This is a genomic window from Exiguobacterium sp. HSB13, from assembly GCF_056764755.1.
Genome location: NZ_JBUZOM010000001.1, coordinates 971369 through 995941, shown reverse-complemented (window position 1 = coordinate 995941; position 24573 = coordinate 971369). Strand labels below are relative to the sequence as shown.

The 24573-nt window shown below is 49.0% G+C and carries 33 protein-coding genes; 23 read left to right on the top strand and 10 right to left on the bottom strand.

From position 1 onward, the window contains the following. Nucleotides 1–12 precede the first annotated feature (12 nt). Nucleotides 13–783 (bottom strand): hypothetical protein, encoded by a 771-nt coding sequence (locus tag ACZGCQ_RS05425; protein ID WP_481265742.1) that lies wholly within the window; start codon nt 781–783, stop codon nt 13–15. Between the two features lie 27 nt (nt 784–810). Next, a complete protein-coding gene (locus ACZGCQ_RS05420) occupies nt 811–1506 on the bottom strand; it encodes an ABC transporter ATP-binding protein (RefSeq protein ID WP_481265741.1) in 696 nt (231 codons plus the stop codon). A gap of 168 nt (nt 1507–1674) precedes the next feature. On the opposite strand from ACZGCQ_RS05420, the gene ACZGCQ_RS05415 reads away from it, so the two are divergent. Genes ACZGCQ_RS05415 through ACZGCQ_RS05395 form a run of 5 tightly spaced genes read left to right on the top strand, consistent with a single transcriptional unit; the run spans nt 1675 to nt 6349 of the window. Continuing rightward, a complete protein-coding gene (locus tag ACZGCQ_RS05415) occupies nt 1675–2532 on the top strand; it encodes an efflux RND transporter periplasmic adaptor subunit (protein ID WP_481265740.1) in 858 nt (285 codons plus the stop codon). Continuing rightward, on the top strand, nt 2532–3209 hold the full coding sequence (locus tag ACZGCQ_RS05410) for an ABC transporter ATP-binding protein (RefSeq protein ID WP_481265739.1): 678 nt from the start codon (nt 2532–2534) through the stop codon (nt 3207–3209). Before ACZGCQ_RS05415 ends, ACZGCQ_RS05410 begins: the two co-directional genes overlap by 1 nt. After that, nucleotides 3206–4351, top strand: coding sequence for an ABC transporter permease (locus ACZGCQ_RS05405; protein ID WP_481265738.1), 1146 nt, complete (start codon nt 3206–3208; stop codon nt 4349–4351). Before ACZGCQ_RS05410 ends, ACZGCQ_RS05405 begins: the two co-directional genes overlap by 4 nt. A gap of 16 nt (nt 4352–4367) precedes the next feature. Next, entirely contained in the window at nt 4368–5039 is a 672-nt protein-coding gene (locus ACZGCQ_RS05400) for a response regulator transcription factor (RefSeq protein ID WP_023468396.1), read from the top strand. Next, on the top strand, nt 5036–6349 hold the full coding sequence (locus ACZGCQ_RS05395) for a HAMP domain-containing sensor histidine kinase (protein ID WP_481265737.1): 1314 nt from the start codon (nt 5036–5038) through the stop codon (nt 6347–6349). Before ACZGCQ_RS05400 ends, ACZGCQ_RS05395 begins: the two co-directional genes overlap by 4 nt. A 67-nt stretch (nt 6350–6416) precedes the next feature. On the opposite strand, the gene ACZGCQ_RS05390 is transcribed toward ACZGCQ_RS05395, so the two are convergent. Next, nucleotides 6417–7223: a phosphotransferase gene (locus tag ACZGCQ_RS05390; RefSeq protein WP_481265736.1), complete on the bottom strand. Its 807-nt coding sequence runs from the start codon at nt 7221–7223 to the stop codon at nt 6417–6419. A 138-nt stretch (nt 7224–7361) separates the two neighbouring features. Here ACZGCQ_RS05390 and ACZGCQ_RS05385 point away from each other — a divergent pair, with 138 nt between their 5' ends. Then, a complete protein-coding gene (locus ACZGCQ_RS05385; protein WP_421018132.1) occupies nt 7362–7718 on the top strand; it encodes a potassium channel family protein in 357 nt (118 codons plus the stop codon). Here ACZGCQ_RS05385 and ACZGCQ_RS05380 read toward each other — a convergent pair. Both ACZGCQ_RS05380 and ACZGCQ_RS05375 read right to left on the bottom strand, forming a co-directional pair. Continuing rightward, nucleotides 7676–8221 (bottom strand): ATP-binding protein, encoded by a 546-nt coding sequence (locus ACZGCQ_RS05380; protein WP_481265735.1) that lies wholly within the window; start codon nt 8219–8221, stop codon nt 7676–7678. The genes ACZGCQ_RS05385 and ACZGCQ_RS05380 overlap by 43 nt on opposite strands. Nucleotides 8222–8232: 11 nt before the next feature. Then, on the bottom strand, nt 8233–8643 hold the full coding sequence (locus ACZGCQ_RS05375; RefSeq protein WP_481265734.1) for a group-specific protein: 411 nt from the start codon (nt 8641–8643) through the stop codon (nt 8233–8235). A 157-nt stretch (nt 8644–8800) separates the two neighbouring features. Here ACZGCQ_RS05375 and ACZGCQ_RS05370 point away from each other — a divergent pair, with 157 nt between their 5' ends. The 3 genes from ACZGCQ_RS05370 to ACZGCQ_RS05360 are packed head-to-tail and all read left to right on the top strand — an operon-like array spanning nt 8801 to nt 10200. Next, the gene (locus ACZGCQ_RS05370) at nt 8801–9295 is read left to right on the top strand and encodes an RNA polymerase sigma factor (protein ID WP_481265733.1); all 495 of its coding nucleotides are present in this window, start codon (nt 8801–8803) and stop codon (nt 9293–9295) included. Beyond that, entirely contained in the window at nt 9292–9747 is a 456-nt protein-coding gene (locus tag ACZGCQ_RS05365) for a hypothetical protein (RefSeq protein ID WP_481265732.1), read from the top strand. The genes ACZGCQ_RS05370 and ACZGCQ_RS05365 overlap by 4 nt, the downstream gene beginning before the upstream one ends. Before the next feature lie 15 nt (nt 9748–9762). Further along, complete coding sequence (locus ACZGCQ_RS05360) at nt 9763–10200, top strand: GNAT family N-acetyltransferase (RefSeq protein ID WP_481265731.1); 438 nt, start codon at nt 9763–9765, stop codon at nt 10198–10200. Here the strand turns inward: ACZGCQ_RS05360 and ACZGCQ_RS05355 are convergent. Continuing rightward, nucleotides 10192–10575, bottom strand: coding sequence for a GNAT family N-acetyltransferase (locus ACZGCQ_RS05355; protein ID WP_481265730.1), 384 nt, complete (start codon nt 10573–10575; stop codon nt 10192–10194). The two genes, ACZGCQ_RS05360 and ACZGCQ_RS05355, sit on opposite strands and share 9 nt — an antisense overlap. Continuing rightward, nucleotides 10572–11237 (bottom strand): HAD family hydrolase, encoded by a 666-nt coding sequence (locus ACZGCQ_RS05350; protein WP_481265729.1) that lies wholly within the window; start codon nt 11235–11237, stop codon nt 10572–10574. Before ACZGCQ_RS05350 ends, ACZGCQ_RS05355 begins: the two co-directional genes overlap by 4 nt. Before the next feature lie 39 nt (nt 11238–11276). Between ACZGCQ_RS05350 and ACZGCQ_RS05345 the strand changes: the two genes are divergently transcribed. After that, nucleotides 11277–12122 (top strand): alpha/beta fold hydrolase, encoded by an 846-nt coding sequence (locus tag ACZGCQ_RS05345; RefSeq protein WP_481265728.1) that lies wholly within the window; start codon nt 11277–11279, stop codon nt 12120–12122. Then, nucleotides 12119–12808: an alpha/beta fold hydrolase gene (locus tag ACZGCQ_RS05340; RefSeq protein ID WP_481265727.1), complete on the top strand. Its 690-nt coding sequence runs from the start codon at nt 12119–12121 to the stop codon at nt 12806–12808. Before ACZGCQ_RS05345 ends, ACZGCQ_RS05340 begins: the two co-directional genes overlap by 4 nt. Here the strand turns inward: ACZGCQ_RS05340 and ACZGCQ_RS05335 are convergent. After that, on the bottom strand, nt 12791–13633 hold the full coding sequence (locus tag ACZGCQ_RS05335; RefSeq protein WP_481265726.1) for a sensor domain-containing diguanylate cyclase: 843 nt from the start codon (nt 13631–13633) through the stop codon (nt 12791–12793). The genes ACZGCQ_RS05340 and ACZGCQ_RS05335 overlap by 18 nt on opposite strands. Before the next feature lie 137 nt (nt 13634–13770). After that, nucleotides 13771–14289, bottom strand: coding sequence for a DUF4256 domain-containing protein (locus ACZGCQ_RS05330; RefSeq protein WP_481265725.1), 519 nt, complete (start codon nt 14287–14289; stop codon nt 13771–13773). Nucleotides 14290–14485: 196 nt separating this feature from the next. Here ACZGCQ_RS05330 and ACZGCQ_RS05325 point away from each other — a divergent pair, with 196 nt between their 5' ends. From ACZGCQ_RS05325 to ACZGCQ_RS05315, 3 genes are all read left to right on the top strand, one after another. Next, nucleotides 14486–14878, top strand: coding sequence for a hypothetical protein (locus tag ACZGCQ_RS05325; RefSeq protein ID WP_481265724.1), 393 nt, complete (start codon nt 14486–14488; stop codon nt 14876–14878). Between the two features lie 108 nt (nt 14879–14986). Continuing rightward, on the top strand, nt 14987–15676 hold the full coding sequence (locus ACZGCQ_RS05320; protein WP_050677982.1) for an ABC transporter ATP-binding protein: 690 nt from the start codon (nt 14987–14989) through the stop codon (nt 15674–15676). 62 nt (nt 15677–15738) lie between these two features. Beyond that, nucleotides 15739–16707 (top strand): LLM class flavin-dependent oxidoreductase, encoded by a 969-nt coding sequence (locus tag ACZGCQ_RS05315; protein WP_481265723.1) that lies wholly within the window; start codon nt 15739–15741, stop codon nt 16705–16707. Between the two features lie 65 nt (nt 16708–16772). Here the strand turns inward: ACZGCQ_RS05315 and ACZGCQ_RS05310 are convergent, their stop codons facing one another. Further along, nucleotides 16773–17501, bottom strand: a complete 729-nt coding sequence (locus tag ACZGCQ_RS05310; RefSeq protein ID WP_047391386.1) for an SDR family oxidoreductase — start codon at nt 17499–17501, stop codon at nt 16773–16775. Nucleotides 17502–17586: 85 nt separating this feature from the next. On the opposite strand from ACZGCQ_RS05310, the gene ACZGCQ_RS05305 reads away from it, so the two are divergent. The 9 genes from ACZGCQ_RS05305 (at nt 17587) to ACZGCQ_RS05265 (ending at nt 24545) form a co-directional block, all read left to right on the top strand. Then, on the top strand, nt 17587–18024 hold the full coding sequence (locus tag ACZGCQ_RS05305; protein WP_481265722.1) for a hypothetical protein: 438 nt from the start codon (nt 17587–17589) through the stop codon (nt 18022–18024). Nucleotides 18025–18314: 290 nt separating this feature from the next. Then, on the top strand, nt 18315–18857 hold the full coding sequence (amaP, locus tag ACZGCQ_RS05300) for an alkaline shock response membrane anchor protein AmaP (protein ID WP_023468372.1): 543 nt from the start codon (nt 18315–18317) through the stop codon (nt 18855–18857). Nucleotides 18858–18872: 15 nt separating this feature from the next. Further along, nucleotides 18873–19079 (top strand): DUF2273 domain-containing protein, encoded by a 207-nt coding sequence (locus tag ACZGCQ_RS05295; RefSeq protein ID WP_029341760.1) that lies wholly within the window; start codon nt 18873–18875, stop codon nt 19077–19079. A gap of 46 nt (nt 19080–19125) precedes the next feature. Then, on the top strand, nt 19126–19563 hold the full coding sequence (locus ACZGCQ_RS05290; protein ID WP_481265721.1) for an Asp23/Gls24 family envelope stress response protein: 438 nt from the start codon (nt 19126–19128) through the stop codon (nt 19561–19563). Nucleotides 19564–19854: 291 nt separating this feature from the next. Further along, nucleotides 19855–20037: a hypothetical protein gene (locus tag ACZGCQ_RS05285; RefSeq protein WP_481265720.1), complete on the top strand. Its 183-nt coding sequence runs from the start codon at nt 19855–19857 to the stop codon at nt 20035–20037. Nucleotides 20038–20142: 105 nt separating this feature from the next. After that, nucleotides 20143–20901 (top strand): SDR family oxidoreductase, encoded by a 759-nt coding sequence (locus ACZGCQ_RS05280; RefSeq protein ID WP_481265719.1) that lies wholly within the window; start codon nt 20143–20145, stop codon nt 20899–20901. Between the two features lie 116 nt (nt 20902–21017). Then, nucleotides 21018–21932, top strand: a complete 915-nt coding sequence (locus ACZGCQ_RS05275; RefSeq protein WP_481265718.1) for a methyl-accepting chemotaxis protein — start codon at nt 21018–21020, stop codon at nt 21930–21932. Nucleotides 21933–22092: 160 nt separating this feature from the next. Continuing rightward, the gene (nikA, locus tag ACZGCQ_RS05270; RefSeq protein WP_481265717.1) at nt 22093–23610 is read left to right on the top strand and encodes a nickel ABC transporter substrate-binding protein; all 1518 of its coding nucleotides are present in this window, start codon (nt 22093–22095) and stop codon (nt 23608–23610) included. Then, nucleotides 23610–24545, top strand: coding sequence for an ABC transporter permease (locus ACZGCQ_RS05265; RefSeq protein ID WP_481265716.1), 936 nt, complete (start codon nt 23610–23612; stop codon nt 24543–24545). The genes nikA and ACZGCQ_RS05265 overlap by 1 nt, the downstream gene beginning before the upstream one ends. The last annotated feature ends 28 nt before the right edge of the window (nt 24546–24573 follow it).

The window sequence follows — 24573 nt, the reverse complement described above, 5'->3', positions numbered from 1 at the left end:
CTCCTTTGTATGTTATTGGGAGAGCTGCGTCTTTAAATAACGCGTAAGATCTTGTTCGAAATGATGAATCGCTTGTGCATCCAGTGCTTCTACATCTGCTTGTGCCGCGTAGCGAGTGACGAAATAAGGTGAGAGTGGCGTCACCAGATGAATGCGCTCCGTCCAGTCTGTCAATGATTCATGGCTTCGCCGTCTGAGGGCACGTGGTAATCGTTGATTAAAATCAAATAGCATCAGACGCAAAGATTCTTCAGGCGGAGTAAGCACCGATTGAAGGTTTATTTGTTGGACATAACTTTCAGGAGATGGTTGGACCCAATGGTTTGCTTCACTTTCAAATTCTCGTGATTGTGATGAACGTCGCCGACGACGAAGAATCCGGTATGCTACGAAAGCAACGAGTACAAGTACAGCGGTGAAGTATAGAAGTTTATTGGAAGAAGACGAACTTTCTACAACATTCGAAATAGAAAATGGAGGAAGATCCTTTACTTTTCGATCGCGTGGTGTGCCACCCGTATTTTTAATTTGTTCATCGGACTCACCAAAATCGATGCCGTCTTCTCTCTCATCGATTTTGTCATCGAAATTACAACTGTTTTTTGTGAAGAATAAATTGGATAAGTCGTTATGATTACATCCCCGCACGATCGTCGTCTCCTGTTCCGAGAAGTCCGCATTCTGAAACGCTTCATACGCGGACTGCGTCGATACCGATAGCAACAGAAAAACGACAATTGAGCCGATGAAGCTTGTAATTAATTTGGCACGAAACGTGTGCAACGCGAGACACCTCCTCGTTAACAGTACTTAGACACTTTGCACCGTGCGCTTCCGGCGGTCTTCGACGATTCGTCCATCCTGCATGAAGAGAATCCGGTCAGCACGTTCGGCGAGTTCTAGGTCGTGTGTGACAAATAAAACGCCACACTTGGCTTCACGATGCAGCTCTAGTAACAACTCGAAGATTGCGTCACCGGTCACGGAATCGAGATTACCGGTCGGCTCGTCCGCGAGAATCCATTGCGGATGATGAAGCAGGGCACGGGCGATCGCGACCCGTTGTTGTTGTCCACCGGATAATTGAGCCGGTAAAGCATTCCGTTTATCGTCGAGTCCAACCCGTTCGAGCAGCTCGAGAATCCGCTCCTCTTGATTGAAAAGTGTCTTTTGCTTCAACAAGGCGACCTTTAAGTTCTCAGACACCGTCAGTGCCGGTAATAAGTGAAACTGCTGGAAGATGAATCCGATCTCTTGCGAGCGGAACTGCGATAACCGTTTGTTCTTCCAAGACGTGATGTCCTGCCCGTCATAGAGGATCTGACCGGACGTTGGGCGATCAAGCGAACCAAGGAGACTCAGGAACGTTGATTTTCCAGAACCGGATGGACCGACGAGTGCCGTCACCTCACTTTGCGAAAACTGACCGTTTAGTTGATGCAAGACATCGGTCCGGACACCGCTTCGTTCGAATGTATGCGAAATATCTTGAAAGATAATATCCATATGACCACTCCTTTTACATAATTTGGTTATGTTCAGTGTATTATTTTTAGAAAATTTTGTCTATTGCGTTTTTATTTCTGATCCAACCACTTTTTTTACATTTGTTCATAGTTGGTTCATAACTTCTCCCTATGATCGGATTAACACCAATCAAGGGAGGCATTTAACATGAAACGAACACGCAAGAAATGGTTATGGATCAGTGGAGGGGTTATCCTGGCACTCCTGTTAATCGGTTCCACGCTCTTTTTAGGACGAGGAGAGGCACAAGGAACGAAGGAGGTCGTCGAGTCAAAGACATTAAAAACATTCTTCTACTTCTCGGGCACGCTTGAAGCGAAAGATCGACAGACGGTCATCAGTGATCGTGATGTCCGTGTTACCGACGTTCGCTTTGAAGAAGGAGATACCGTTAAGTCGGGTCAAACGATCGTCAGCGTCGAAGGAGGAGAAGATTTCAAGGCACCTCGCTCCGGACAACTCGTCCGTCTTGACGTCACGGAAGGCGAAGTTTATGCCCCGAATACTGTCCTCTTCGTTGTTGCAGACAACAAAGAGTTGATCGCTCGTCTGAAAATTGATGAACAAGATATCGAACGGATTGAAGTTGAAGATACGATTGAACTACAGACGGATGCATCTGATAAAACCATCAAAGGGAAGGTCGAATCGATTAGTCCGGAAGCTGTGACGGAAAATGGAAGTACGTATTTCAATGCAAAGGTATCGGTACCGAGCTCGTCAAACTGGTTACCCGGCATGACGGTCGAGGGACGTTTACCTTATCAACTCGCACAAGATGTACCTGTCTTATCGCTCGATGTCATTTCGTATTCGAAGTCGGATCGTCCGTATGTATATGTGAAAAAAGACGGGGAAATGACTCGTCAATACATCGAAACGGGCGTGACGGACGGACAGGATATTGAAATCAAGGATGGATTGTCCGCAGGAGACGAAGTCTTCCTGCCGAGTGAAGACGGTGGTTCCGGTCTTCTTCCGACTCCACCAGGAGGTGCGTCCTGATGCCGGTCGTTGACTTGCAAGAAATCCAAAAAACTTACGGCGAAGGAACCAATCGTCACATCGTCCTCGATCGAGTATCGCTGACGATCGAGGCTGGTGAATATGTGACGATCCTCGGACCTTCGGGTTCAGGAAAATCAACGCTGATGAATATCATCGGATGCCTCGATGTCGCTTCAAACGGCGTCTATCGTTTGCAGGAGCAGCTCGTCCACGATCTATCCGAGGATCAGCTAGCGACGATTCGCAATGAAGAGATTGGCTTCATCTTTCAACAGTTCCAGTTGCTACCGCGCATGAGCGTCTTACAAAACGTCGAATTACCACTCATCTATGCCGGCGTCTCGCGCAAAGAGCGCCACGCGCGATCGCTTGAGCTCCTGGAACGTGTCGGATTGACAGATAAAGCCGATGCCTTACCGACTCAACTGTCCGGTGGTCAACAACAACGGGTTGCGATTGCCCGGGCGCTCGTGACGCGACCGACGATCTTACTCGCTGATGAGCCGACCGGAGCGCTCGATCAAAAGACAGGGAAACAAATCATGGAGTTGTTCGAGAGCCTCTCAGAGGAAGGGAAGACGATCATCATGATCACACACGATGTCAATATTGCTAAGCAAGCCCGCCGGATCATCCGGATCGAAGATGGTCAGGTGACGGAGGTGACGACATGATTCGCGAAACGTTACGGATGGCATGGTCGAATATCTGGCATCATAAGATGCGGTCGTTCTTGACGACGCTTGGTGTCATCATCGGTGTCGCATCGATCATCGCCTTGATTTCAATCGTCAACGGCGCGACGGCCTCAATCAATGAAGAGGTCGCCTCGTTCGGTGCCAATAAATTAACGGTCCAAACGACAGAGACGCCGTTGAAAGAAGGATTATCACCTGCACAACTGGAAGAGTTAAACACGATTAAAGGAACACGCGGTGTCTCACCGACCGTCTCGACGGTCCGGGACATCCGTGTCGAAAATCACTCACTCGACCAGGTGACGATCGAAGGGCGAAATCACATCTATTACCGGGAATCTGAAGATGTCCCGCAAGGACGCGGCATCGTCATCAGTGATGTGAAACAACAGACGCATGTCGCCGTCGTCAGTCCATCCGTCGCCCGGACGCTCTATCCTGGTCAGGTCGCGATCGGTAAGACGATCAAGCTCGATGGACTCGATTACCGGATCGTCGGTGTCAGTGACGCGGATGGCGATCAAATCGTCATTCCTTATACGACGGCCCTACGAACGCTTGGGGTGACAGCCGTTAAGCAAGTGGATATCTTCAAGACGGACGCAGCTGACGTCGCGACCGTCAAACGGGATGTCACGGCAAAGCTGTACCAGTTCTATAACGGACGCGACGATACGTATGACGTCGTCAGCTTGGATGAAGCCCTCGATTCGATTGACCAAATCAATACGATGCTCTCGCTCTTGTTGACGGGTATTGCGTCGATTTCCTTGATCGTCGGTGGGATCGGCATCATGAACATGATGCTCGTTTCGGTCACGGAACGAACAACGGAGATTGGCTTACGAAAAGCACTCGGTGCGAAACCACGTACGATCCGCCTTCAGTTCCTCTTGGAATCGATTCTACTGTCCTTGATGGGTGGAGTGATCGGGATTCTTGTCGGAGCGATGCTCGCATTTGGCGTCAGTCTGATGATCAGTACACCGTTCACACTCTCCGTGAGCACGATTCTGCTTGCCGCTGGATTCTCGATCGGTGTTGGTGTCTTGTTCGGTTATATGCCAGCGCGAAAGGCATCTCGTTTGAATCCGATCGAAGCCTTACGAAATGTTTAAGTGAAGGAGGAGGACGATGGTAACGATTTTGATTGCCGAAGATGACCGGAATGTCCGTCTACTATTAGGCGAGACACTCCGGTCCGCCGGCTTTACGGTGATTGAATCGAGAGACGGGAAAGACGCACTCGACCAACTAGATCAACAACACGTCGATCTCGTCGTAACGGATGTGATGATGCCGCACGTTTCAGGAATCGAACTGGTTGAGCTGCTGCGTGAATCAGGATACGAACAACCTGTCTTGATGTTGACGGTGCTGGATTCCTTTCAGGATAAGGAAGCCGGGTTCACGACCGGTGCTGATGATTATATGGTCAAGCCGGTTGATTTGGACGAACTGTTACTGCGGATCCGAGCGCTGTTACGCCGGTCAAAGATCGTAGCAGCGCAAGAATTGATCGTGGGTGCCCTGCAACTACGGATGACGGACGCGACGGTCGTAACGCCTCATGGTGAGATACCGTTACCACAAAAGGAGTTTCAACTGCTCTATCGCTTGCTGGCACATCCGAAGCAAATTTTTACACGTCAGCAGTTGATGGACGAAATTTGGGGATATGATGTCGAGAGCGACAGTCGGACGGTCGATGTCCACATCAAGCGGTTGCGTGACAAGTTCAGCGCCTATGATGATTTTACGATCGAGACGGTCTGGGGACTCGGATATAAGGGAGTAATCCAGTGAAACGCTTCGTCCGCTCGATCTCCGGTCGCTTTTTCGTCATCCTCTTCGGTTTATTGTTACTACCACTGCTGTTACCGTTCATCATGACGATCTGGTTCCAGTTCCAAGAAGTCGATCAAGACCTAAATAATCAATTGCAACAACGAACGGATCAGATTGAACGATTGATGCAAGACCAAAATCTGTCGTCCGCTGAGGCGAGTCAGTACATGGATCAGTCTTTGATTCAAACGACACAATACACGTCGCTCAATCAAGTACAATCATTATCGTCGTCAGAACGTGACCAGTTACAGCAAAAGGGTGAAATCACGATCGATGGAACGTGGCTCGAACCGTCGCAATACATTCGCCAGACGGAGACAGGATATCTCGTCTCGACACCGATTGCCGGACAACGCATCCTTGACGGATTACGAACGTCAGCTGGAATCGGTATCGTCATCACGATCGGCGTCGCCTTCATCCTGACCTGGCTTGCTGTCACGCTTGTGACACGACGGATTCGTAGCATCAGTGAAGCGGCGATTGAAGTGACGAACGGGAACTATGATGTCTCGATCAAGGAAGGTGGAAATGATGAGGTCGCACTCCTCGTTGAAAACTTCAACCACATGACCGAAGCACTACGACGAAACGACCATCTCGCAAAAGATCTCGTCGCCTCGATCTCGCATGAGCTGAAGACACCGATTGCTTCGATTCAAGGATTTTCTAGGTTGTTACAGACAGAAGAAAACTCGGATAAACGGCAGCAGTACTTGACAATCATGGAGCAAGAGAGCACCCGTCTATCACGCTTGACGTCGAATCTCGTCCGCTTATCGCGGCTTGATCATCAGACGATCATCGAGCGGAAACGGTATCGCCTTGATGAACAACTTCGGACATGTCTTTTACTACTGGAACGACAGTGGACGGAGAAATCACTTCGACTGGAGCTTGATTTACCAGAAATGTCCGTCGAGTGGGAAGAGGAACTGATGCAGCACGTCTGGCTCAATCTGCTTGAGAACGCGATTCGGTTTTCGCCAGAGTCGGGAGTGTTAGAAGTGACCTTAAGTGAAGGAAAGAACATTCGTGTCACGATCCGCGATGAAGGACCAGGAATCGCAGAACAGGACTTACCGTACGTGTTCGATCGCTTTTATCAAGGCGAACAGTCACGAGCGAATGTAGGACATGGTCTTGGATTATCGATCGTTAAACGAATCATTGATTTACATGACGGTGAGTTGACGATTAGGAATCAGTCGGAGCAAGGCGCAATCGTGACCGTTACGTTAACGGCGAACGAGACGCGTGAATGATGACAGACGAAAAGGAGCGCGGACTTAAACGATTTTATCGTGAAGTGTTGCGCTCCTTTAGTATGTGTTAGCTTAAGTTATTTGCATTGGTAAACCACTTCTCCCCATGTTCCGCGATGAAACGGTATTCCGCTCGATAATGTGTATCGTGACCGTCTTCTTTCATCTTGATGAAGGCAGCATCACCGTCCGCAGCTCTTTGATCAATCAACAGATACAAGGCTTCAACGCGCAACAATAATAGGGATAGCAATTCGGAACGCGATCCTTCATAACTATACGCATCAAGGAATCGACTCACCCGCTCGGAGAAGCGTGCGTCATCTTGCTCCGGTGAATAAGTAAGAACGAATCCGTCAGGTGCTTGTCGTCTGCTGCTGAGCGGAACGAACGTATAGAGCGCATAGACGATATCCCAAGCACGCGGACCGGGTGCCGCGAGGTCAAAGTCAATCACGCCACTCAGTTTTTGATCTTCAAAAATTGTATTGTAGACGGCAAAATCATTGTGGCAGATGACTTCGTGTGGAGTCGGGGTATGAAGCAACGGTTCCCAGTCCGGTGAGACTTCAAAGTCGACTGTTGCGTCATGAAACTGGCGCATCAGACGCGCGACATCGTCTAGCACGTCGTCTTGCCACATGTATGCCTTTAGCGGATAATCTGCCGTTTCGCCAGGGAGGAAGGTTAATATTTCTCGTCCTTTTTCGTCTATGCCGACGAAACGCGGAACGCCGGATAGACGTTTAGTTTCTAAGTGGCGCAATAACCGTTGGACGTTTTTGCTGTTCTCTTTTTGTGAGCGATAAACATGCTCACCTTTTCGATAGACAGCGGAGACATTTCCGCCAGTCAATCGTTGTTCTTCAGACATCATCGTTCCTACTTTCTTTGTTTCATTTGTGATCAGTTACTTATCGGCTCGTCATTATGAATCCGTTTAAAAGAAGCGGATTGTCTTTGCCACGAGACGGGAATCGACTATCAAAAAGCCGAAAGAAGGTCGATTCGCATGCTGGCGTTTTTCATCGTATTTAAGAATATGTACCACGTGCTACGAATCCTCTTTAAGCAACAGGAACAGCAAGCCGTCATGGGGTCCGTCGTCTTTTTACTTGCAATCGGGATGTTCTTTTATCATGGCGTCGAGTCACTCGGGTATCTCGATGCGCTCTATTTGTCGGTCATGACGTTGACGACAGTCGGGTACGGTGATCTACACCCCGTGACACCGCTCGGTAAGATTTTCTCGATGGGATATGTCTTACTTGGGATCGGCATGATCAGCGCCTTGATTGCGAACTTCAACCGCGCGTTACGTCAACATCATGGTGTCGACACACCACCAAAGAAAGAATCAAACGATTGATTCGTGATGTGTTCGAGGAATGCTTCGACGTCTTCCGTCGAACGAAGATGAACGATTTGGTCGGCCTCACGGGGAGCAGGCGGCTCAATCCGTTGCCGTTGATAAATGTCGTGGTACGACGCATTGCCACGAATCTCCCGTCCATCACGTGTCGAATGGGTCAGTCGGTCTGTAAGGGTTGTTTCAGGTAAATCGAACCAGACGAGGATCGAGCGGAACGTCGAACGGGGAAATTGATCTAACAGTTGCTGACGTCCGGTGCGCAAGGCGTTGGCATTACATAAGATGATCGTCTCGAGGGAAGAAGCGACTGCTTGTTTAATCAACCATCCCGTCAAGTCATGTTTGATCTGATTTGGTCCTTCTGTTGGAACGAGGTCTGGATAATGTTCGAGCAAAAAACGTGCTTGAAGATCCTGATCGATGACAAGGCTTGTTGGTAGCTGCTGAACAAGCTGTCGGGCGAACGTCGTTTTCCCGGCATGAGTCGGACCGATCGTCAACAGGACCGTCCTCATGACGTCAGTTGTTCTTCCGGTAAGCGATTGGCAAGAATCTGCGCGAGCCAGTCTTCCTTCGTTCCGAAGCAGAGAGTCGTTTGGCCAATATGATAAAACGTACTCGCTAACGGTCCAGTGAAGTAGGTCGCGTCTGGCATACATAAGTAGATGGGGCGATTCGTCGCGAGCGCAATTCCAAGTTCGACATGGCTACTTTTTCCTGCCGGCAACACGAGGACAAAGACATCTGCTTGCTGCACGGCTTCGAACTCCGCAAGACCGATTTGACGAAGTGCTTTAGGATCCTCTGCCCGATCATTCATCGTCCAGTCATATGTTAAGTCGTGACCACGCAATCGGAGTTCATCCCGGAGCCAGCGGACGGTCAACGTGTGGTCGAAGCGAGAAGCGATATAGAGTTTCATTCTTCGTACAGCCTCCTTTTTTTATCTCTCTGCTTCCCATCCTATCGAATTCATTCATGCAATAAAAGGGAATTATAAGAAAAATTTGAAAAAATGAAACTTTTTAAACGTGTCGCGTATCTAATAAAGGAGTGATTGCAAAAAGGAGGATGCCGATGTGTTTCGAAAGTCAGGTGTAGCATTATCGGACGCTGCTTTTGAAGCAGCTTTGTTCGCAGAAGAGGACTATGTATACCGCATCTCCTTCATTTATCTAAAAGAGGAGGCGGCAGCACTCGAGAACGTGCAAGAGGTCGCGTACCGGGCATGGCGCGCGCGAAAGAGTCTACGGGATGCTGCGTATTTTAAGACATGGTTGACGCGCATCACGATGAATTGCGCTTTCAAGCAACATCGAGCGTCGTTTCAACCGCACGCGATCGAACCCAGTCCAACGACGTCGTTTGAAGAGCGTCTCATTGATCGCTTGTACCTGGACGATTTACTGGAAGTGCTCGAGCCGACCGAGCGTTCGATCGTTTACTTCCGGTATCAAGAAGATTTGTCATTGCAAGAGATTGCGCAAACCTTCAATGTGCCACTTAGTACGGTCAAAAGTACGTTGTACCGCGCGCTCGAGAAAGTACGACGACAGAAGGGGATGAGTCTATGAATCACGAGCCAAAATTCTTGATCGACGTACCGTCATCCGTCAGGCAACGGACAATTCAGGGCATCCGTAAAGCAAAACGGCGCCGGCGCTCGGTACAAGCTGTTTGCCTTGCTGCCGGTCTGACGATCATCGGCTTTAGTTCCTTGCATGAGACCGTTCCCGAGCAATCATCGCAATCGATGAGGGTCGGCATGTATTATGATGAACAGTTTTACGCAGTAGCAAAAGAGATGACGAATTTAGACTGGCAACAGCTGAAAGGGAAGCGACTCGGCGTCACGGATGATGTCTTGACTGATACGCAACTAGAACAGGACACATCTGATTTTGCGTCGAACCTCGATGCGTTTACCGTCTATCAAATCAAGGATGATCCGGTATCTGAGCACGTGTTAGTCGTCGGTGAGGAAGAGGGTCGAGAACGGGTGATGATTCTGTCACCAGAACAGTAAAAGGGGGAAAGGGAGATGAACGTTCGGTCCTGGATAACTAGCGATTTGCCGCAATTGGTCGGTTTAATGGCGCAGCTCGGGTATCCGACAAGCGAGAACGTCTTACGCGAACGGTTTACACGGGTCACGCGTCATCCAGATTATGATTTGTTTGTATTAGAAGAAGATGGGATACTTCTCGGCTGCGTCGGTCTATTTCAGGCGCAAGCGTTCGAGCATGATACGACCTATGTCCGAATCGTGGCTTTCGTCGTCAATGCGATGTATCGTCGGCGAGGAATCGGTCGCCGCTTGATCCAAGCAGCGGATGACTGGGCACACGAAAGAGGAGCGACTGCTGTCTTGCTGAACAGTGGCAATCGACCGGAACGCGAAGCAGCCCATCACTTTTATCAAGCGATGGGCTACAGCGTAACGAGCACGAGTTATTCGAAATCACTCGCTTCATCGTGATTTACGGAAACCATGGAAAGCACGAAATCCTTGTTGTTCATAAAAGGAAGCAGATTGACGGGTTGCCAGGAGATCGATCCGTGTCGGATAGGTGAGTTGCAAGTGATTGAGTAACTGTTGTCCGTACCCATGCTTGCGTGCGTTTCGGCTGACGAGGAGCTCACAGACGAACGTCGTCACTGAACCGTCCGTTAAAGCGCGGACATAGGCAAGGATTTCTCCGTCAGACTCAAGGACAAAAGCGGCATTTGTATTCATCCACGCGTTGCGGGTCCGCTCTTGATCAGCAACGAGATCCTGCCACCCTTCTAATGCGTTCAATCGATGAATTTGCTCAAAATCGTCGGGTTGGAAACGGCGAATCTGTTCCGTCATGGCTGGTTCTCCTTTCGTATCAGGTCTTGGAGTGGAGCAGGTAACTGGCGCCAGTCCGAAAATTGCGTGTCGGTCAACGGAATATCGCCTGTGCGCTTCCAAATCGCCTGCATGCCGAGGGCGCGCGCCGGTAAGATGTCGTGGTCGTAATGGTCGCCGACATAAAGGACTTCGTCCGGGCGAACACCTAAACGGTCCGTTAAGCGCAAGAAAAATGCCGGATCCGGTTTACGGACGCCTTCTTGTTCCGAAATCCCAATCTGCGTAAAGGAGGGAGACAGTCCGATTGCGTCACAGACGGCACGTTGGAACGTCGTCCGACCGTTCGATAGTAAGCCGATGGGTAGCTCAGACGGTAATTGCGCAAAAAAGGTGTCGACCCCCTGAAAGCTCCGTGCGAAGATCGGATAACGCGTCACGTAGTCGTATAGCAGTACTTCAATAGAAAGCGACAATTCGAAGCGACGAATCATTTCGGCATAGACGACGTCCTTCCAGACGCGTCCTTCTTGATCAAGCGCCAAGAACGTCGTGATATAGTCGTCGATCGGAACATGCGCAACTTCACGAAAACGTTGATGCTGATCCCGAAGGAAATAGGGAAGCGAACCGGACCGGTCATGTAACGTCTCGTCTAAATCAAACAATAAAGCACGAATCAAGGTAAACACCATCTTTCAAAGTATAGAGGAGTGATTATAATGGAACGAATTATGCAACATCAGGGAAAACAAGTGACGTATTATGACGACGGTTCGACAGGTCGACCGTTGTTACTATTGCCATCCCTCGGTGGGACATACCAGGACTGGTCAGACATTCTGACGAAACTAACGCCGGACTACCGGGTCGTCAGCTTTCATCCACACGAATGGTCGGACGATTACATCGACGGGACGACCGGCATCTTACGGCAAATCAATCAGTTTCTTAACGCGACGAATATTACGACTCCGGTCACACTCGTCGGTCATTCCTACGGTGGTCTTGTCGCGCAAGCTTTTGCTCTACATCATCCAGAACGTGTCGCCGGTCTCGTTCTCGTGGATGCGACGTCCGTTGATTTAGCAGAACTCGATCAGCTCGATACACCGATGCTCGACCGGGAAGGGGATGACGCAGTCTGGATCGACCGTTTCGCGGAACTAGCGAAAGCAACCGACTTGCGCGACCGTTTCCCGGACGGGGATGACCGCACGGATTGGAACCCGGCGTATTACCAGTCGATGCATGCGATCATCTCGCAGTGGAAAGCTGATGCGAAAGATCTTCAACCACGCATGCGCGATCTCGGTGTTCCGTTGACCGTTCTTGGACGGGACAAAGCGCAGTCGATCGAAACGATGATGGCTGCTGGTTTTCCAAAAGACGAATTGGAGCAGATGGAAGAAAAATGGCAGGAATTGATTCAGCGACAGGCGAATCTATCCTATCAGGCGAACGTGACGTTCGTTCCGGGAACATCACACCTGATGCATCGCGATCGTCCGGACGTCATCGCAGAAGCGATATTGACACTACATCAATTTAAGGAGTTTACCGTATGACACGTATGTACGTATTACATGGACTAATGGGAACGGCAGCGACGCACTTTGCACCACAGCTATCTGCTTTAGCGGATGAGTTTACATTTATTCCGATTGATCTGCCTGGTCACGGAATGACGACGGAGCCAGCAACAGAGGATTACTTATCACAAGCAACACGTGCCATCCGCGAACGAATGGCACAGGAAGGTCCAGGATGGATTCTCGGGTTGTCGCTTGGCGCAACTCTTGCGATGCAACTGGCACTCGATGCACCGGACGAACTTGAAGGTGTATGTATCACAGGTTTTTCACCATTCATTCCTAAAGCGATGGAACCGCTGATGCGCGAACAACGAGAGTTTTTCCTCCATCTCGAACAGCAGGCACCGGAAATTGCCGAACAGTTCGAACAGTTGCACGGTCCTGCCTGGAAAACGACAGCGCGGGCGGTGCTTGATTTGATGACATTCCGTTTCCCGGCACTGACGGAAACGATGCTGCAGTCGATCACCTTACCGGTCGTTATCCTAAACGGAACAAATGAAACATACGAAGTCGACGCAACCGCGTTCGTTGCGGCACACGTGCCGAACGTCATCGTCTTACCGGTCGAGGGAGCCGGGCATACAGCGAATCTCGATCAACCGGAACGCTTCAACGCCTTACTGCTTCGGGCTCACCAATCAATGCTGACGACTTAAGCGATCATTCATCTTTTCTTGATACATCTGCTCATCTGCCTCATGCAGGACGTCGTCGATACGGCGTCCTGTTGTCGTATGAACAGCGCCGATTGCAAGGCCAATCTCGTGCGTCGCGAACGTTGAGCGAACGTGTTCGACGAACGCTTCAAACGTCTCAATAGTCGGACTCTCATCAATCAAGACGAATTCATCGCCACCGATTCGGTAGCCCTGATTCGTTAAACGGCGGATGCAAAGCCCTGTTTGTTCAAGCAAGGCATCACCGACCGCGTGACCGAAACGGTCGTTGAGCTCTTTTAGTTCATTCAAGTCAAGCAGAATCAGACCATATGTCGATTCCGCTTGATCAAATTTGCGAACAGCCTCATTGAAGGCGTGTCGATTACCGAGCCGCGTTAAGGAATCAATCCGGTATTGATCGAGCAATGCCTGTTGTGATTTCAACTGCTCGTCAATGTTACGGATCACTCCTTGGATGGCAACGACCTGTCCATTTTCACAAATCGGCGTCGCATATTCTTCGAACCAGATGTACGTCCCGTCATTCGTCCGCCAGCGTTGCTGAAACGGCTGATCGTAGTCACAATCGCCCGAAATCTTCGACATCAAGACTTCGACGTCTTCCGGATGAATGCGTGCGAAACACTCGTCTGGATCCATGTAGCTGGCTGCTGCCACGCCTTTCCCCATATGGTCATCGAGGGAAGGACTGATATAACGAAACCGATATTCCGGCTGCACTTCGAACACGTAGAAGATGTCTTTACACAATGCGATCGTATCCGGCTGTTGCTGGCGGAATAACCGGAAACTGATCAACATTAGAAGACCACCTACAATCAATCCCAATACAAATATGACGTCCACCTCCTCTACTCATCGACCATCATATCATAATTGGGTTTTATTACCTATAATTTACAAAAAACACGCTACTCCAATCGTAGCGTGTTTTTTGATTAGTCTAGCTCGATGAAGACACGAAATCCTCGGCTTGCATAATAGGAATCCGCCCCGTTGTGATAGATGAACGTTGTCTCATAACGACGGTCTCCGAACAAGGCGCCGCCTTTATGACGAATTGCGTCCGGTGTCGCAAGCCAACTGGAGGTTTTTTCGTCAAACGAAAACTGCGTCTGCAATTCTTGATACTGCTCTGGTGTTAAGAGGTGCACCTCTAGCTTCTCAATCATCGACTCGACACTTGCTGCAGGCGCATTTTTCTTTCGACCGAGTCGAGCGGACTCATCTAAACAGACACTTCGGCGACCTGAGGGACTTTCTTTGACAGTGTCGATGATGACGAATCTTCCTTCCATTTTTAAGACGTTCGGCTCGCCGCCCGTCTCTTCCATCCAAGCAAGTGCTGCTCGTTTCGATGACGTCAGACGTGATTCGACCTCGTCATACGAAGGACCATCGTGCAGGTCAGAAGTAGCTTCAAAGCGGTCACGAAACATCGTTAATGGTTCCTCCATCGGTAAAACCTCACTTTCCTAGTTCCTTTTTTCGATTATTCAATGAATTCGCTTCCAATGCAATCGTACAGAGACTGAATAAGTCAATCTGAAGACAATTGACAAATGAAATCGGACTGCCTACACTAATTGTACATATCCGGTTTCTGTCGCGATCGCGCGCACAGGAATGACATTTAGGAGAGGAGCCAACCGTATGCGCTGGATCAGTTATGCGGCTGTCGTGACGATTCTTTCGTTCTTAGCGTTCACGGCGTATTCGTTCTTGACGACGATCGATTTTGAAATCGTCTATCAGTTCGGAACGTTTGCGATGACGTTATCCTATTTTATCTTTGGTTTACCGATGTTATGGATTGTTCGCCACTATCCATTAACTCTTCGTCTACTCATTTACGTGACGACGAGTAGTGTCGTCTTGTTTCTATTCATCGGTCTATATGAAGCGTGGCACGAAGCTTCGCTATCTCCCTTACCACCAATCGGCAGCATGATTCAGTTCACGGCTCTTGCTTGTCTGTTGTTCGTCTTACCGTACGAGATCGTCTATCGCAAAAATTTCGTTTCCATTCAACCACATGTTTCGTGACAGTATTCTTGTTCCTCAAGAATACTGTTTTTTATTTCCTTTCATTTTGAAGGAATTCCCAATAAATTCTTGAATAGTACGTTATCACGAATAAATGGAGGGTTACATATGGAGGGAACATTTCAATGTAAACAGATGGGAAAATCATTTTCAGGAGACGGTGTCGAGACACATGCGTTACAAGATATCGACGTGACACTCGAAGCGGGTGATTTTATCTCGATTATCGGACCATCTGGTTCTGGAAAGTCGACGTTACTCAGTCTGATCGGGACGCTCGATCGTCCGACGAGCGGGGAGTTGCACTATGACGGGAAACCGATCAACAAATTAAACAGCAAAGAATTATCCGACTTCCGGTTCGAAAACATCGGCTTCATCTTCCAGCAGTTTCATTTGATTCCGACGCTGACGGCGCTTGAGAATGTCATGGCGCCACTGTTCGGTCGAAAAGTACCATACGATAAAAAAGAACGCGCCGAGCAGTTACTCGCGCAAGTGGGTCTCGCCGATAAAGCGGGCAGTTTGCCGTCGCAACTCTCTGGTGGACAACAACAACGGGTTGCTGTTGCCCGCGCACTTGTCCATGAACCGAAATGGTTACTTGCCGATGAGCCGACAGGGAACCTCGATACGGATACGGGGGAAATCATCTTCAATCTCTTACGGTCGTTGAACGAAGAGAAGGGCTGCGGCGTCTTGTTCGTCACCCACGATCCGGCACTTGCGGAACGAGCGAACCGGACGATTGAGATGCGAGATGGCGTCATCATCGAAGATCGTCTCGTTCGTGTCTGAGCCTCGTTTTTGAACTCCTTTCCATCACCCTTTACACTAATAGGGTAGAGGAGGAATGTGTGATGCGACTTGGAATACTCGATCAAGTACCGTTACATGAAGGCGATACGGTCGAAGCGACGATGGAAGCGACGGAACGACTCGTCTCAGAAGCCGAGCGACTCGGTTATGAACGGTACTGGTTCGCAGAACATCATAATACGAACGGGTTGCTCAGTGCGGCACCGGAACTGTTCATCGCCCGAATGGGTGCGCAGACCGAGACAATCAAGCTTGGATCAGGAGGGATACTGTTACCGCAATATCATCCGCTGAAAGTCGCCGAGAGTTTTGCGACACTTGATGCGTTTTATCCGGGACGGATTGAACTTGGGATCGGCAACTCGCCAGGTGGAAGTGAGCGGACACGACTTGCCTTGACGGATGGAGAAGAAAACCGAGCGGCTGAGTTTAGTCGACTTGTCAATGAAACGGCGGGCTTCTTGACAGACAGTCTATCGAATCGACACCCGTACCGGATCGTCAAGACGACACCGCGTGACCGACAACCGTCGCCAATCTCGATCCTGGGTCTGTCGCCACGTAGTGCGCGGATTGCAGCCGAACAAGACCGTGGTCTCGTGTTTGGTCACTTCATTAATCCGGATCGTTGGGAAGAGACGCTTTCGACATATCGCGAAGCAGGCGGGAAGAACGTCATCGTCTGTGTCTTCGTCATCTGTGCCCCGACACAAGAAGAAGCAGAGCGTCTCGCTCGGACACAAGATGCCTGGATTCAAGGCGTCCGACTCGGGAATTCAATCGTTCCGTCGTTTACGACGACAGAAGCAAAGGTCTGGAATGATGTGCAAACGGAGCGGATTCGCAAAGATCGCCGGCGAGCAATTATTGGGACACAAGACGTCGTTGTGCGAGAACTTGAGGCATTAGCAACCCGATATCAAACGGATCAATTTTTACTGATCAATAATGCCTTTGATCAAGAAAAACGATTGCAGTCGTACCAGCTCATCGCGGAACGACTACTCTAAACACAACAGGACCCCTCATTAGCCAAACGGCTAACAAGGGGTCCTGTCTACAAATCTAGATTTAATTAACGTTGAGCGGTTGGGCGGATCAAAATCTCGTTAATCGCGACATCCTCTGGTTCGTTGACGGCATAGGCGATGGCACGCGCAATCGCGCTCGCATCGATGGCTTTTAAGTCACCGATTCCTTGTTTGATCTCTTCATCCGAGATATGGTCCTTCAGTTCTGTATCGACCGCTCCCGGTGAGATGATTGTTGCGCGGATATGATTGTCGACCGATTCTTCTTTACGAAGACCTTCCGTGATCGCGCGAACAGCGAATTTCGTACCACTATAGACGGCGCTTGACGGCATGACTTCATGACCTGCGACGGACGAGATGTTGATGACGTGTCCGCTTTTTTGCTCACGCATATACGGGAGGACTGCTCCGATCCCGTGAAGGACACCTTTGATGTTGACGTCGACCATCGTGTTCCATTCGTCTTGCTGATTTTTATGGAGGTGTGACAGTGGCATCAATCCAGCATTGTTGATAATGACATCAACAGAACCGAACTTGTCTTTTGCAAGTTTAGCGAGTGCATCGACTTGCTCGCGATCAGTGACGTCCGTCACTTGATAGACGGCTTGACCACCTTCTGCTTCAACGGCTTTGACGAGTTCTTGCAAACGATCTTCCCGGCGTGCAGCAAGAACGAGTTTTGCGCCTTGTTTTGCAAGTTCTTTTGCCGTTGCTTCCCCAATCCCGCTTGATGCTCCTGTAATGATGACGACTTTATCCTGAATCATCTGAACTCCTCCTTTTGAATAACGTACTCCTTGAGAGGTATTGCCGCTTTTATTGATTTGAAAACATTGTGTAGGAGGTTGCCTTGTGAAACAACAGACGTTTATTGGTATAGTGCTGATTAGTTTAGGGTTACTCTTCTCGCTGGATCCTTTCCGCCATCAACCGCCAGCACCTGACGTGACGATTGAAAATCGTGAAGCAAAGGTGTACTTAGGAACGTATACGTGGACGGGAATTTTTTTAGGGGAGACGGCTGATACAAAGATCGGACCAGTTGAGCAAGTAGAGGATAAACAAGGTGAACGCGTTGCACCGGAAGAACAGATGTCAATTCTTTTTCAAAGTGGTCCCTATCCGAAATCTGTCGCCGTTGAACTGTGGTCGATTACAGATGGAAAAAAGCTTGAGACGTTTCAGGACGTCGAAAATATCACTTTGCCAACGACCCCTGGAAAATATGTCTACAGATCAAAGCGGGGTGGGAAGAAGGAAACGGTTATTTTACCGTTCCGATCGAAGTAGAGTGATCATTTTCAAAAAAACGTATTGACGAAATATACGAGAGATGATAAATGAATTAGATTATTGACTTCTTTTTAGTTGAAAGAGGTCTTTTTTCGTTAAATATAGTAAATAATCCACTTGTTTCGTTAATTATAGTCTGAATAATCAGAATATATGAACATTTTAACAAAAGTGTATGTAAATGTTTCGGGTTCGAATGAACGGGAATAAACACATCATACACATAATAGTTCATGTGTTGAATCACCTAGGTGAAAGAAATTAACAATCGTAAAGGAGAGTTGCAGATGAATGGGTTCAATCGATTCTTACTCGTCATCATAGGCATACTCGGACTCGTCAGTGTCGGGCTGCTTGTGCTCGGTGTGTATGATGTTCCACGGCTCAGTTCATTGATTGAGCAGTGGCAGGATCAGCAATGGTATAGCTATACCGTTCTATCCATTGGAGGATTTTTAGCATTCGTATTCGTCATTCTATTATTCACTGGATTATTCAGCCGCTCGAAAGGTCAACGTCTGTTGATCCAAACGGGTGACGGGACGATCACGATTTCGAAGGAAACGATCGAACGGACGGCGTTAGAGTCGATTCGTGGGATTGGTGGCGTACGGACACCGCGTGTTCACGCCGATATCCATTCGAAAAAAGAGACGGTCGCCTTGAAAGTCGACTGCTCGGTCTTCGGACAAGAAGGATTACCAACGATTGCGAAGGATATTCAAGAACGTGCTAAACAAGCCGTCGAATCCTTACTTGAGTTGCCGGTAACGAGTACGAAAGTCACGATCAGTGACACGAAAACGAAAACATCGGAACGTGTCGTCTAAAGGAGGAGAGGGAACATGAAGACAAGAGAAGCACTCTATCCGTATCGGTTCCGACTGATCGGAGGACTTGCCGGTCTGATCCTCGCCGTCTTATTCTTGACGATCGGCTTCGGTCCGACGATCCTCATCGTAGCATTCGCGGCGATCGGATTCTTGATTGGAAAATGGCGCGATGGCGCGCTCGATATCGAAGGGTGGATTCAGTTCTTTCAACGGGACTGATTCATATATAACTTACTAAACATTCAATTCAAAGGAGAGATTTCAAATGGCAAACGAAGTAAACACAACAACTCAAAACGAAGTGGTACGCGAGAATAAATTGACGTTCGAAGATCAAGTCATCAAAAAAATCGCTGGGATTGCGTCAAACGAAGTGACGGGCATCTTGTCAATGAGTGGCGGTTTCATGAGTGGACTGACGGATCGTCTCCGGAGCACCGAAGACATCACGAAAGGAATCGGCGCTGAAGTCGGGGAACGCCAAGTCGCACTTGATTTAAAAGTCATTGTTGAATACGGCAAAAACATTCCGTCGATCTTCCAAGAGACGGTCGCTAAAATCAAAAAATCAATCAGCGACATGACTGGTCTTGAAGTCGTAGAAGTCAATATGCACGTCGAGGACGTCATGACTCGTGCTGAATTTGACGCAAAAAATAAATCAAATAATGAACAAGAAGAAAAGAACCGCGAATTGCAATAAGCAAGTCAAAAGATCCGACAAACTCGTTGGGTCTTTTTTCATGTATTCATCAACTAACGTAATTCTCATAAGGAACGGTTAGATGGGATACGATCGATATAGGAATGATCATTTATTTAAGGAGGCATCACATCTTTGAATCAAAACGAATCGTATTATATTTGTCCTGTATGTGGATGGGATAAACTCGAAATCCCGCCATATTATGAACACTTTGCGGGGAGTAATGAAATTTGTTCATGTTGTGGTTTTGAGTTCGGTGTAGATGATTTCGACTGCGTAGAAATAGACATGGAACAGTTGTCAGACGAAGACATCGTAAAAAAAGCACACGAAATCTATCGACGCAACTGGATCAATCATCATTTTAAATTATTTAATCCGAGCATGTTCCGAGAGTCGGTGAAAACCGGGCAGCGATTAAACGCTGACGTCGCGATGAACCAATTACAACGTACGAGCTATAGGACCTGACGAATTCGTTGGGTCTTTTTTCATGGAATCGACACGTCGTTTGACTAAATTAGAGCCTTTTTCGGGAATAGATTAGTATCACGATGAATGAAAGGATGATGCACGATGAGACTAACAGGAAAAACGATCATCGTCACCGGTGCCGGCTCAGGAATGGGGGAAGCAATGGCAAAATTGTTTGCACAAGAAGGTGCGCGAATCGTCGCAGCGGACATTCGGTTGGAAACCGTCGAACGGGTCGTCTCTGACATCAAGGCAGCAGGTGGAGAAGCGATAGCTGTTGTAAGTGATATCGCCGAGTCTAGCGCGGCAAGAGAACTGATCAAACAAACAATCGATGCGTACGGAAAATTGGACGTTCTCGTTAACAATGCCGGTATCATGGACGGAATGGAGGGAGTGGAAGACATCTCGGATGAGCGCTGGGATCACGTCTTTGCGGTCAATACGACAGGAACGATGCGTCTGATGCGTGAGGCAGTCAAGCATTTCAAGGAAGTAAAAGGCGGCGTCATTCTGAATAACATCTCGATCGGCGGTCTGAACGGTGCCCGGGCAGGAGCAGCCTATACGGCTTCTAAACATGCCGTCATCGGTCTGACGAAAAATACTGCCTTCTTTTATGCCGGAGAAGGGATCCGGTGTAACGGGATCGCACCCGGAGCCGTCGAGACGAATATCGGACAATCGATGACGAATCTAAATGAATTCGGGATGGGCCGGGCAATGCTTGGTATGGGTCTGAATCCACGCACTGGTCAGCCGAATGAGATCGCAAAATTGGCATTGTTCCTCGTGTCTGACGAGGCGAGTTTTGTTAACGGGGCGATCGTCGTCGCGGACGGCGGATGGAGCGCCTATTAAAAATCATATCTTATTTACTGGATTACAGTTTAAAATGGCAGGAACTTGTCGATATAAGGGATAATATGACAATAGGGGTATTATGACCTTGAGTTTGAATCCAGGGAGGAATCGGCATGTCGATGCAGGAACAGGCAGCACACGTCACCGACACACAAGTCATTCGAGCAATCGAACAAAATCTAGCAATCATCCGCTTTGACGATCGACGGAAAGTTGCATATGTCAATGAGCTGTTTGCCCAGACGATGGGGTACGAGGTAAACGAACTAATCGGTAAATACCACCGTGATCTTTGTTTTCCAGCGTATGTCAACAGTCCGGATTACGAGTTGTTTTGGCGCAAATTGATGCAAGGAATCACGTATCAGGACAAGATTGAACGCCGGGCTGCCGATGGGCAACAGAAATGGCTCGAAGCAACGTATATGCCGATCTACTCGGATGACGGACGCCGGGTCGTCGGGGTTTCGAAAATTGCATCGGACATTACAATTCGCCAACAGGACGTTTTACGGATGGCAGCTGAACTCAACGAGACATCCGCGTTCTTGACGGTCAAATCGGAGAGTGGTCGTCAGGACGGTCTGAACGTGCTGGCGACGGTCCAACAAGTCGAAGCAGAGTCCGTCGAGAACTTGTCGAGCCTTGTTGCCTTGCGGAAGGATGCGAATTCGATCACCGACATCGTCAAGACGATCCGTGATATTGCGGCGCAGACGAATCTACTCGCCTTGAATGCGGCAATCGAGGCGGCACGTGCCGGTGAACATGGGCGCGGGTTCGATGTCGTCGCGACCGAAGTCCGAAACCTGTCGAACAAAGTGTCGCACTCAATCGGGGAGATCAAGAACAACATTGAAGGGATCGTCGAACGAATCGAGGACGTTTCGCACAGCATCGAGCGGATTTCGTCCAAGGTCAAGGACAGTACGGGTCAACTCGAGCATACGGTCAGTGAGTTCGATCAGTTGGCTGATTCAGCGAAACAACTCGAGCGTCAGGCAAAACAATTCGTCAATGTCTTATGACACGCATCGATACCGGATCACACGAGCTGTTCGCTTGTTGTTGGTTCGGTATTTTTTTGATGGGGAATTCAATATAGAGGAATAGAAAAGACGCTTGTTAAATCGGAATCATTACGATATGATGTAAAACGTAATTATTCCGAATTAAAGGTGGAGAACAATGTCTACATATAAAACAGCGAGCCTCATCGGTAGTGTCTTCCTCGGATTGACACTTGCCGGTTGTGCCTCCTCTGATACGCCACAAGAGCAAAACCATTTGACGTTCGTCTATAACTTCGCGACACAATCACTCGATCCGCATCGGGACAGCAGTTATGTTCCGCTTCGCGCGGGGGTAACGGAGACGCTCGTCCGTCTTGATGATGAACGATTGACAGTCGAGCCGTGGCTTGCGAAGAAATGGTCCTATGAAGGAAAGCGAACGTGGCGGATCGTCTTACAGAAAGACGTGACGTTCCATAACGGGAAACAACTTGATGCTGCGGCCGTCAAATCGTCTCTCGAACGCTCGATCGACGAAAATCCAGGTGTCAAGAATGCTTTGAACATCGAGACGATCAAAACGGACGGACCCGATTTGCTCATCCAAACGAAGACGACGTATCCGGAGTTCGTCTCGGAACTCGTCAATCCAAACACAGCAATCATTGACACGAAGGCGAGCGGGGTGACGAAAGAACCGATGGGAACAGGTCCGTTCCAAGTCGAGCGGTTCGCTCCGGGAACAAAAGTCGAGTTAAAACGTTTTAAGTCCTATTGGCAAGAACAAGCGAAACTTGATTCCGTTGATTTTGTTTTCAACGATGACGCTGGCGCACGGACGAACGCTTTGCGTGCCGGACAGGCAGACATCGTCTATCGTCCGGAAATCGAGAGTGTCAAGCAATTGAAGTCTGAAGGGTTGACAGTCCAAGCGACGGATACGTTCCGTGTCCATCAGTTGACAATGAATGTCGCGAACGGTCCGATGCAATCGCTTGAAGTCCGACAGGCAATGGATGCTTTAATCAATCGAAAGCAACTCGTCGATCACGTCCTCCAAGGATATGCGGTGCCAGCGCGTGGTCCATTCCTCTCGTCATTCCCATTTGCTCCGGATTACCCGCAACAAGAACAGAAATCGCCTGAGGAATGGCTCAAACAAGCCGGTTATACAAAACAAAACGGACGGATGCAAAAGGACGGTCGTCCTTTAAAACTGACGTTATTGACGTATGCGGCTCGACCAGACCTGCCATTGATCGCCCAAGTCATTCAAGATGACGCGAAAAAGATCGGCGTGACGATCACGATTAAACAGATTGATGTCCCGGAAGAATACATGGCGAGCAACCGGGACTGGGATATCGCGACGTACAGTAATCTGACAGCTCCGCGTGGGGATGCTGGTTACTATTTGAACGCGACCTATCATCCGAACGGGGGACTGAACTTCAGTCGTGTCGCGGATCCGAAGTTGACGAAACAGATCGGGACATTGAATAAAACGATTCAGATCGAGGAACGTTCACGGCTTGCGGAGCAGATCGCGCGATATGTCGACGAGAAACGCTACAATAGCTTCTTGCTCCATCCTTCAACACTCGTCGCCTATGACAGCAAACGCGTCAAAGGATGGAAAACGGAAAAGAGTGAATACTACATGATCACGAACACGTTGCAGGTGACCGATTGATGCGTTCGATCGTCAGACGACTGCTATCGCTGAGTCTATTCACTCTACTCATCACGTTCAGTTGTTTTGTCTTGTTACGGTTACTGCCGGGTGATCCGGTCTTGACGTTATTGAATATCGATGAATTATCAGCAACGCCCGAACAAATCGAGGCCGCGCGCCGTGAATTAGGATACGATCAGCCGATGCTCGTTCAATACATTCGTTGGCTGCAAGACATACTCACTTTGCGTCTCGGAAACTCGTTACAGACGGGGCGACCGGTCATCGAGATGTTGTTAGAGAGTTATCTTGTGACGGCGGAGCTGGCACTTGGTGGTCTTACGATCGCCTTATTGATCGCCTTACCCCTTGGAATCGGTAGCGCCTTGACGACGCGCCGAAGTATCGTTCGTCTTGCGCACCTTGTCAGCATGAGTGGAGCGGCCGTGCCTGGTTTTTGGATCGGTCTGTTGCTCGTCGACCTGTTTGCCGTCCGTCTCGGATGGTTACCTGTAATGGGAAGGGAGGGGATGACGTCACTCGTCCTCCCGGCTCTATCACTCGGCTTTCCACTTGCGAGCGTCTATATTCCATTGATTCGACTGAATTTACGCCGTGAACTGAGCCAACCGTACATCGAGTTGGCACGGATGCGTGGCATATCCGAGCAGACGATCCTTTGGCGTTATGCGTTACGCGGCAGTTTGCCGCCGGTTCTGTCCGTTTTCGGTCTGACGCTCGGCAGTCTTGCCGGAGGTGTCGTCGTCCTCGAAGTCCTGTTCGCGTATCCAGGTGTCGGAAAGTTAATGGTCGATGCGATTTTGCAACGCGATTACCCACTGATCCAAGGCTACATCTTGCTGACGACAGGCATCATTCTTGTCTTGCATCAAGGTATCCGATCGTTAAACCGGGCGTTACGACCGGATTGGCAGAAGGGAATACACACATGAAAAAAACATGGCTCATTTTCGGAGGATG

Excerpts from the sequence above, each read along its gene's own strand:
- ACZGCQ_RS05420 (WP_481265741.1), bottom strand. The coding sequence starts at position 1,506 with ATGGATATTATCTTTCAAGATATTTCGCATACATTCGAACGAAGCGGT.
- ACZGCQ_RS05290 (WP_481265721.1), top strand. The coding sequence starts at position 19,126 with ATGGCAAACGAAGTAAACACAACAACTCAAAACGAAGTGGTACGCGAG.
- ACZGCQ_RS05285 (WP_481265720.1), top strand. The coding sequence starts at position 19,855 with ATGGAACAGTTGTCAGACGAAGACATCGTAAAAAAAGCACACGAAATC.
- ACZGCQ_RS05400 (WP_023468396.1), top strand. The coding sequence starts at position 4,368 with ATGGTAACGATTTTGATTGCCGAAGATGACCGGAATGTCCGTCTACTA.
- ACZGCQ_RS05345 (WP_481265728.1), top strand. The coding sequence starts at position 11,277 with ATGGAACGAATTATGCAACATCAGGGAAAACAAGTGACGTATTATGAC.
- ACZGCQ_RS05365 (WP_481265732.1), top strand. The coding sequence starts at position 9,292 with ATGAATCACGAGCCAAAATTCTTGATCGACGTACCGTCATCCGTCAGG.
- ACZGCQ_RS05390 (WP_481265736.1), bottom strand. The coding sequence starts at position 7,223 with ATGTCTGAAGAACAACGATTGACTGGCGGAAATGTCTCCGCTGTCTAT.
- ACZGCQ_RS05275 (WP_481265718.1), top strand. The coding sequence starts at position 21,018 with ATGTCGATGCAGGAACAGGCAGCACACGTCACCGACACACAAGTCATT.
- ACZGCQ_RS05360 (WP_481265731.1), top strand. The coding sequence starts at position 9,763 with ATGAACGTTCGGTCCTGGATAACTAGCGATTTGCCGCAATTGGTCGGT.
- ACZGCQ_RS05355 (WP_481265730.1), bottom strand. The coding sequence starts at position 10,575 with ATGACGGAACAGATTCGCCGTTTCCAACCCGACGATTTTGAGCAAATT.
- ACZGCQ_RS05280 (WP_481265719.1), top strand. The coding sequence starts at position 20,143 with ATGAGACTAACAGGAAAAACGATCATCGTCACCGGTGCCGGCTCAGGA.
- ACZGCQ_RS05310 (WP_047391386.1), bottom strand. The coding sequence starts at position 17,501 with ATGATTCAGGATAAAGTCGTCATCATTACAGGAGCATCAAGCGGGATT.
- ACZGCQ_RS05405 (WP_481265738.1), top strand. The coding sequence starts at position 3,206 with ATGATTCGCGAAACGTTACGGATGGCATGGTCGAATATCTGGCATCAT.
- ACZGCQ_RS05415 (WP_481265740.1), top strand. The coding sequence starts at position 1,675 with ATGAAACGAACACGCAAGAAATGGTTATGGATCAGTGGAGGGGTTATC.
- ACZGCQ_RS05265 (WP_481265716.1), top strand. The coding sequence starts at position 23,610 with ATGCGTTCGATCGTCAGACGACTGCTATCGCTGAGTCTATTCACTCTA.
- ACZGCQ_RS05315 (WP_481265723.1), top strand. The coding sequence starts at position 15,739 with ATGCGACTTGGAATACTCGATCAAGTACCGTTACATGAAGGCGATACG.
- nikA (WP_481265717.1), top strand. The coding sequence starts at position 22,093 with ATGTCTACATATAAAACAGCGAGCCTCATCGGTAGTGTCTTCCTCGGA.
- ACZGCQ_RS05295 (WP_029341760.1), top strand. The coding sequence starts at position 18,873 with ATGAAGACAAGAGAAGCACTCTATCCGTATCGGTTCCGACTGATCGGA.
- ACZGCQ_RS05335 (WP_481265726.1), bottom strand. The coding sequence starts at position 13,633 with ATGTTGATCAGTTTCCGGTTATTCCGCCAGCAACAGCCGGATACGATC.
- ACZGCQ_RS05325 (WP_481265724.1), top strand. The coding sequence starts at position 14,486 with ATGCGCTGGATCAGTTATGCGGCTGTCGTGACGATTCTTTCGTTCTTA.
- ACZGCQ_RS05410 (WP_481265739.1), top strand. The coding sequence starts at position 2,532 with ATGCCGGTCGTTGACTTGCAAGAAATCCAAAAAACTTACGGCGAAGGA.
- ACZGCQ_RS05330 (WP_481265725.1), bottom strand. The coding sequence starts at position 14,289 with ATGGAGGAACCATTAACGATGTTTCGTGACCGCTTTGAAGCTACTTCT.
- ACZGCQ_RS05385 (WP_421018132.1), top strand. The coding sequence starts at position 7,362 with ATGCTGGCGTTTTTCATCGTATTTAAGAATATGTACCACGTGCTACGA.
- ACZGCQ_RS05340 (WP_481265727.1), top strand. The coding sequence starts at position 12,119 with ATGACACGTATGTACGTATTACATGGACTAATGGGAACGGCAGCGACG.
- ACZGCQ_RS05375 (WP_481265734.1), bottom strand. The coding sequence starts at position 8,643 with ATGAAACTCTATATCGCTTCTCGCTTCGACCACACGTTGACCGTCCGC.
- amaP (WP_023468372.1), top strand. The coding sequence starts at position 18,315 with ATGAATGGGTTCAATCGATTCTTACTCGTCATCATAGGCATACTCGGA.
- ACZGCQ_RS05320 (WP_050677982.1), top strand. The coding sequence starts at position 14,987 with ATGGAGGGAACATTTCAATGTAAACAGATGGGAAAATCATTTTCAGGA.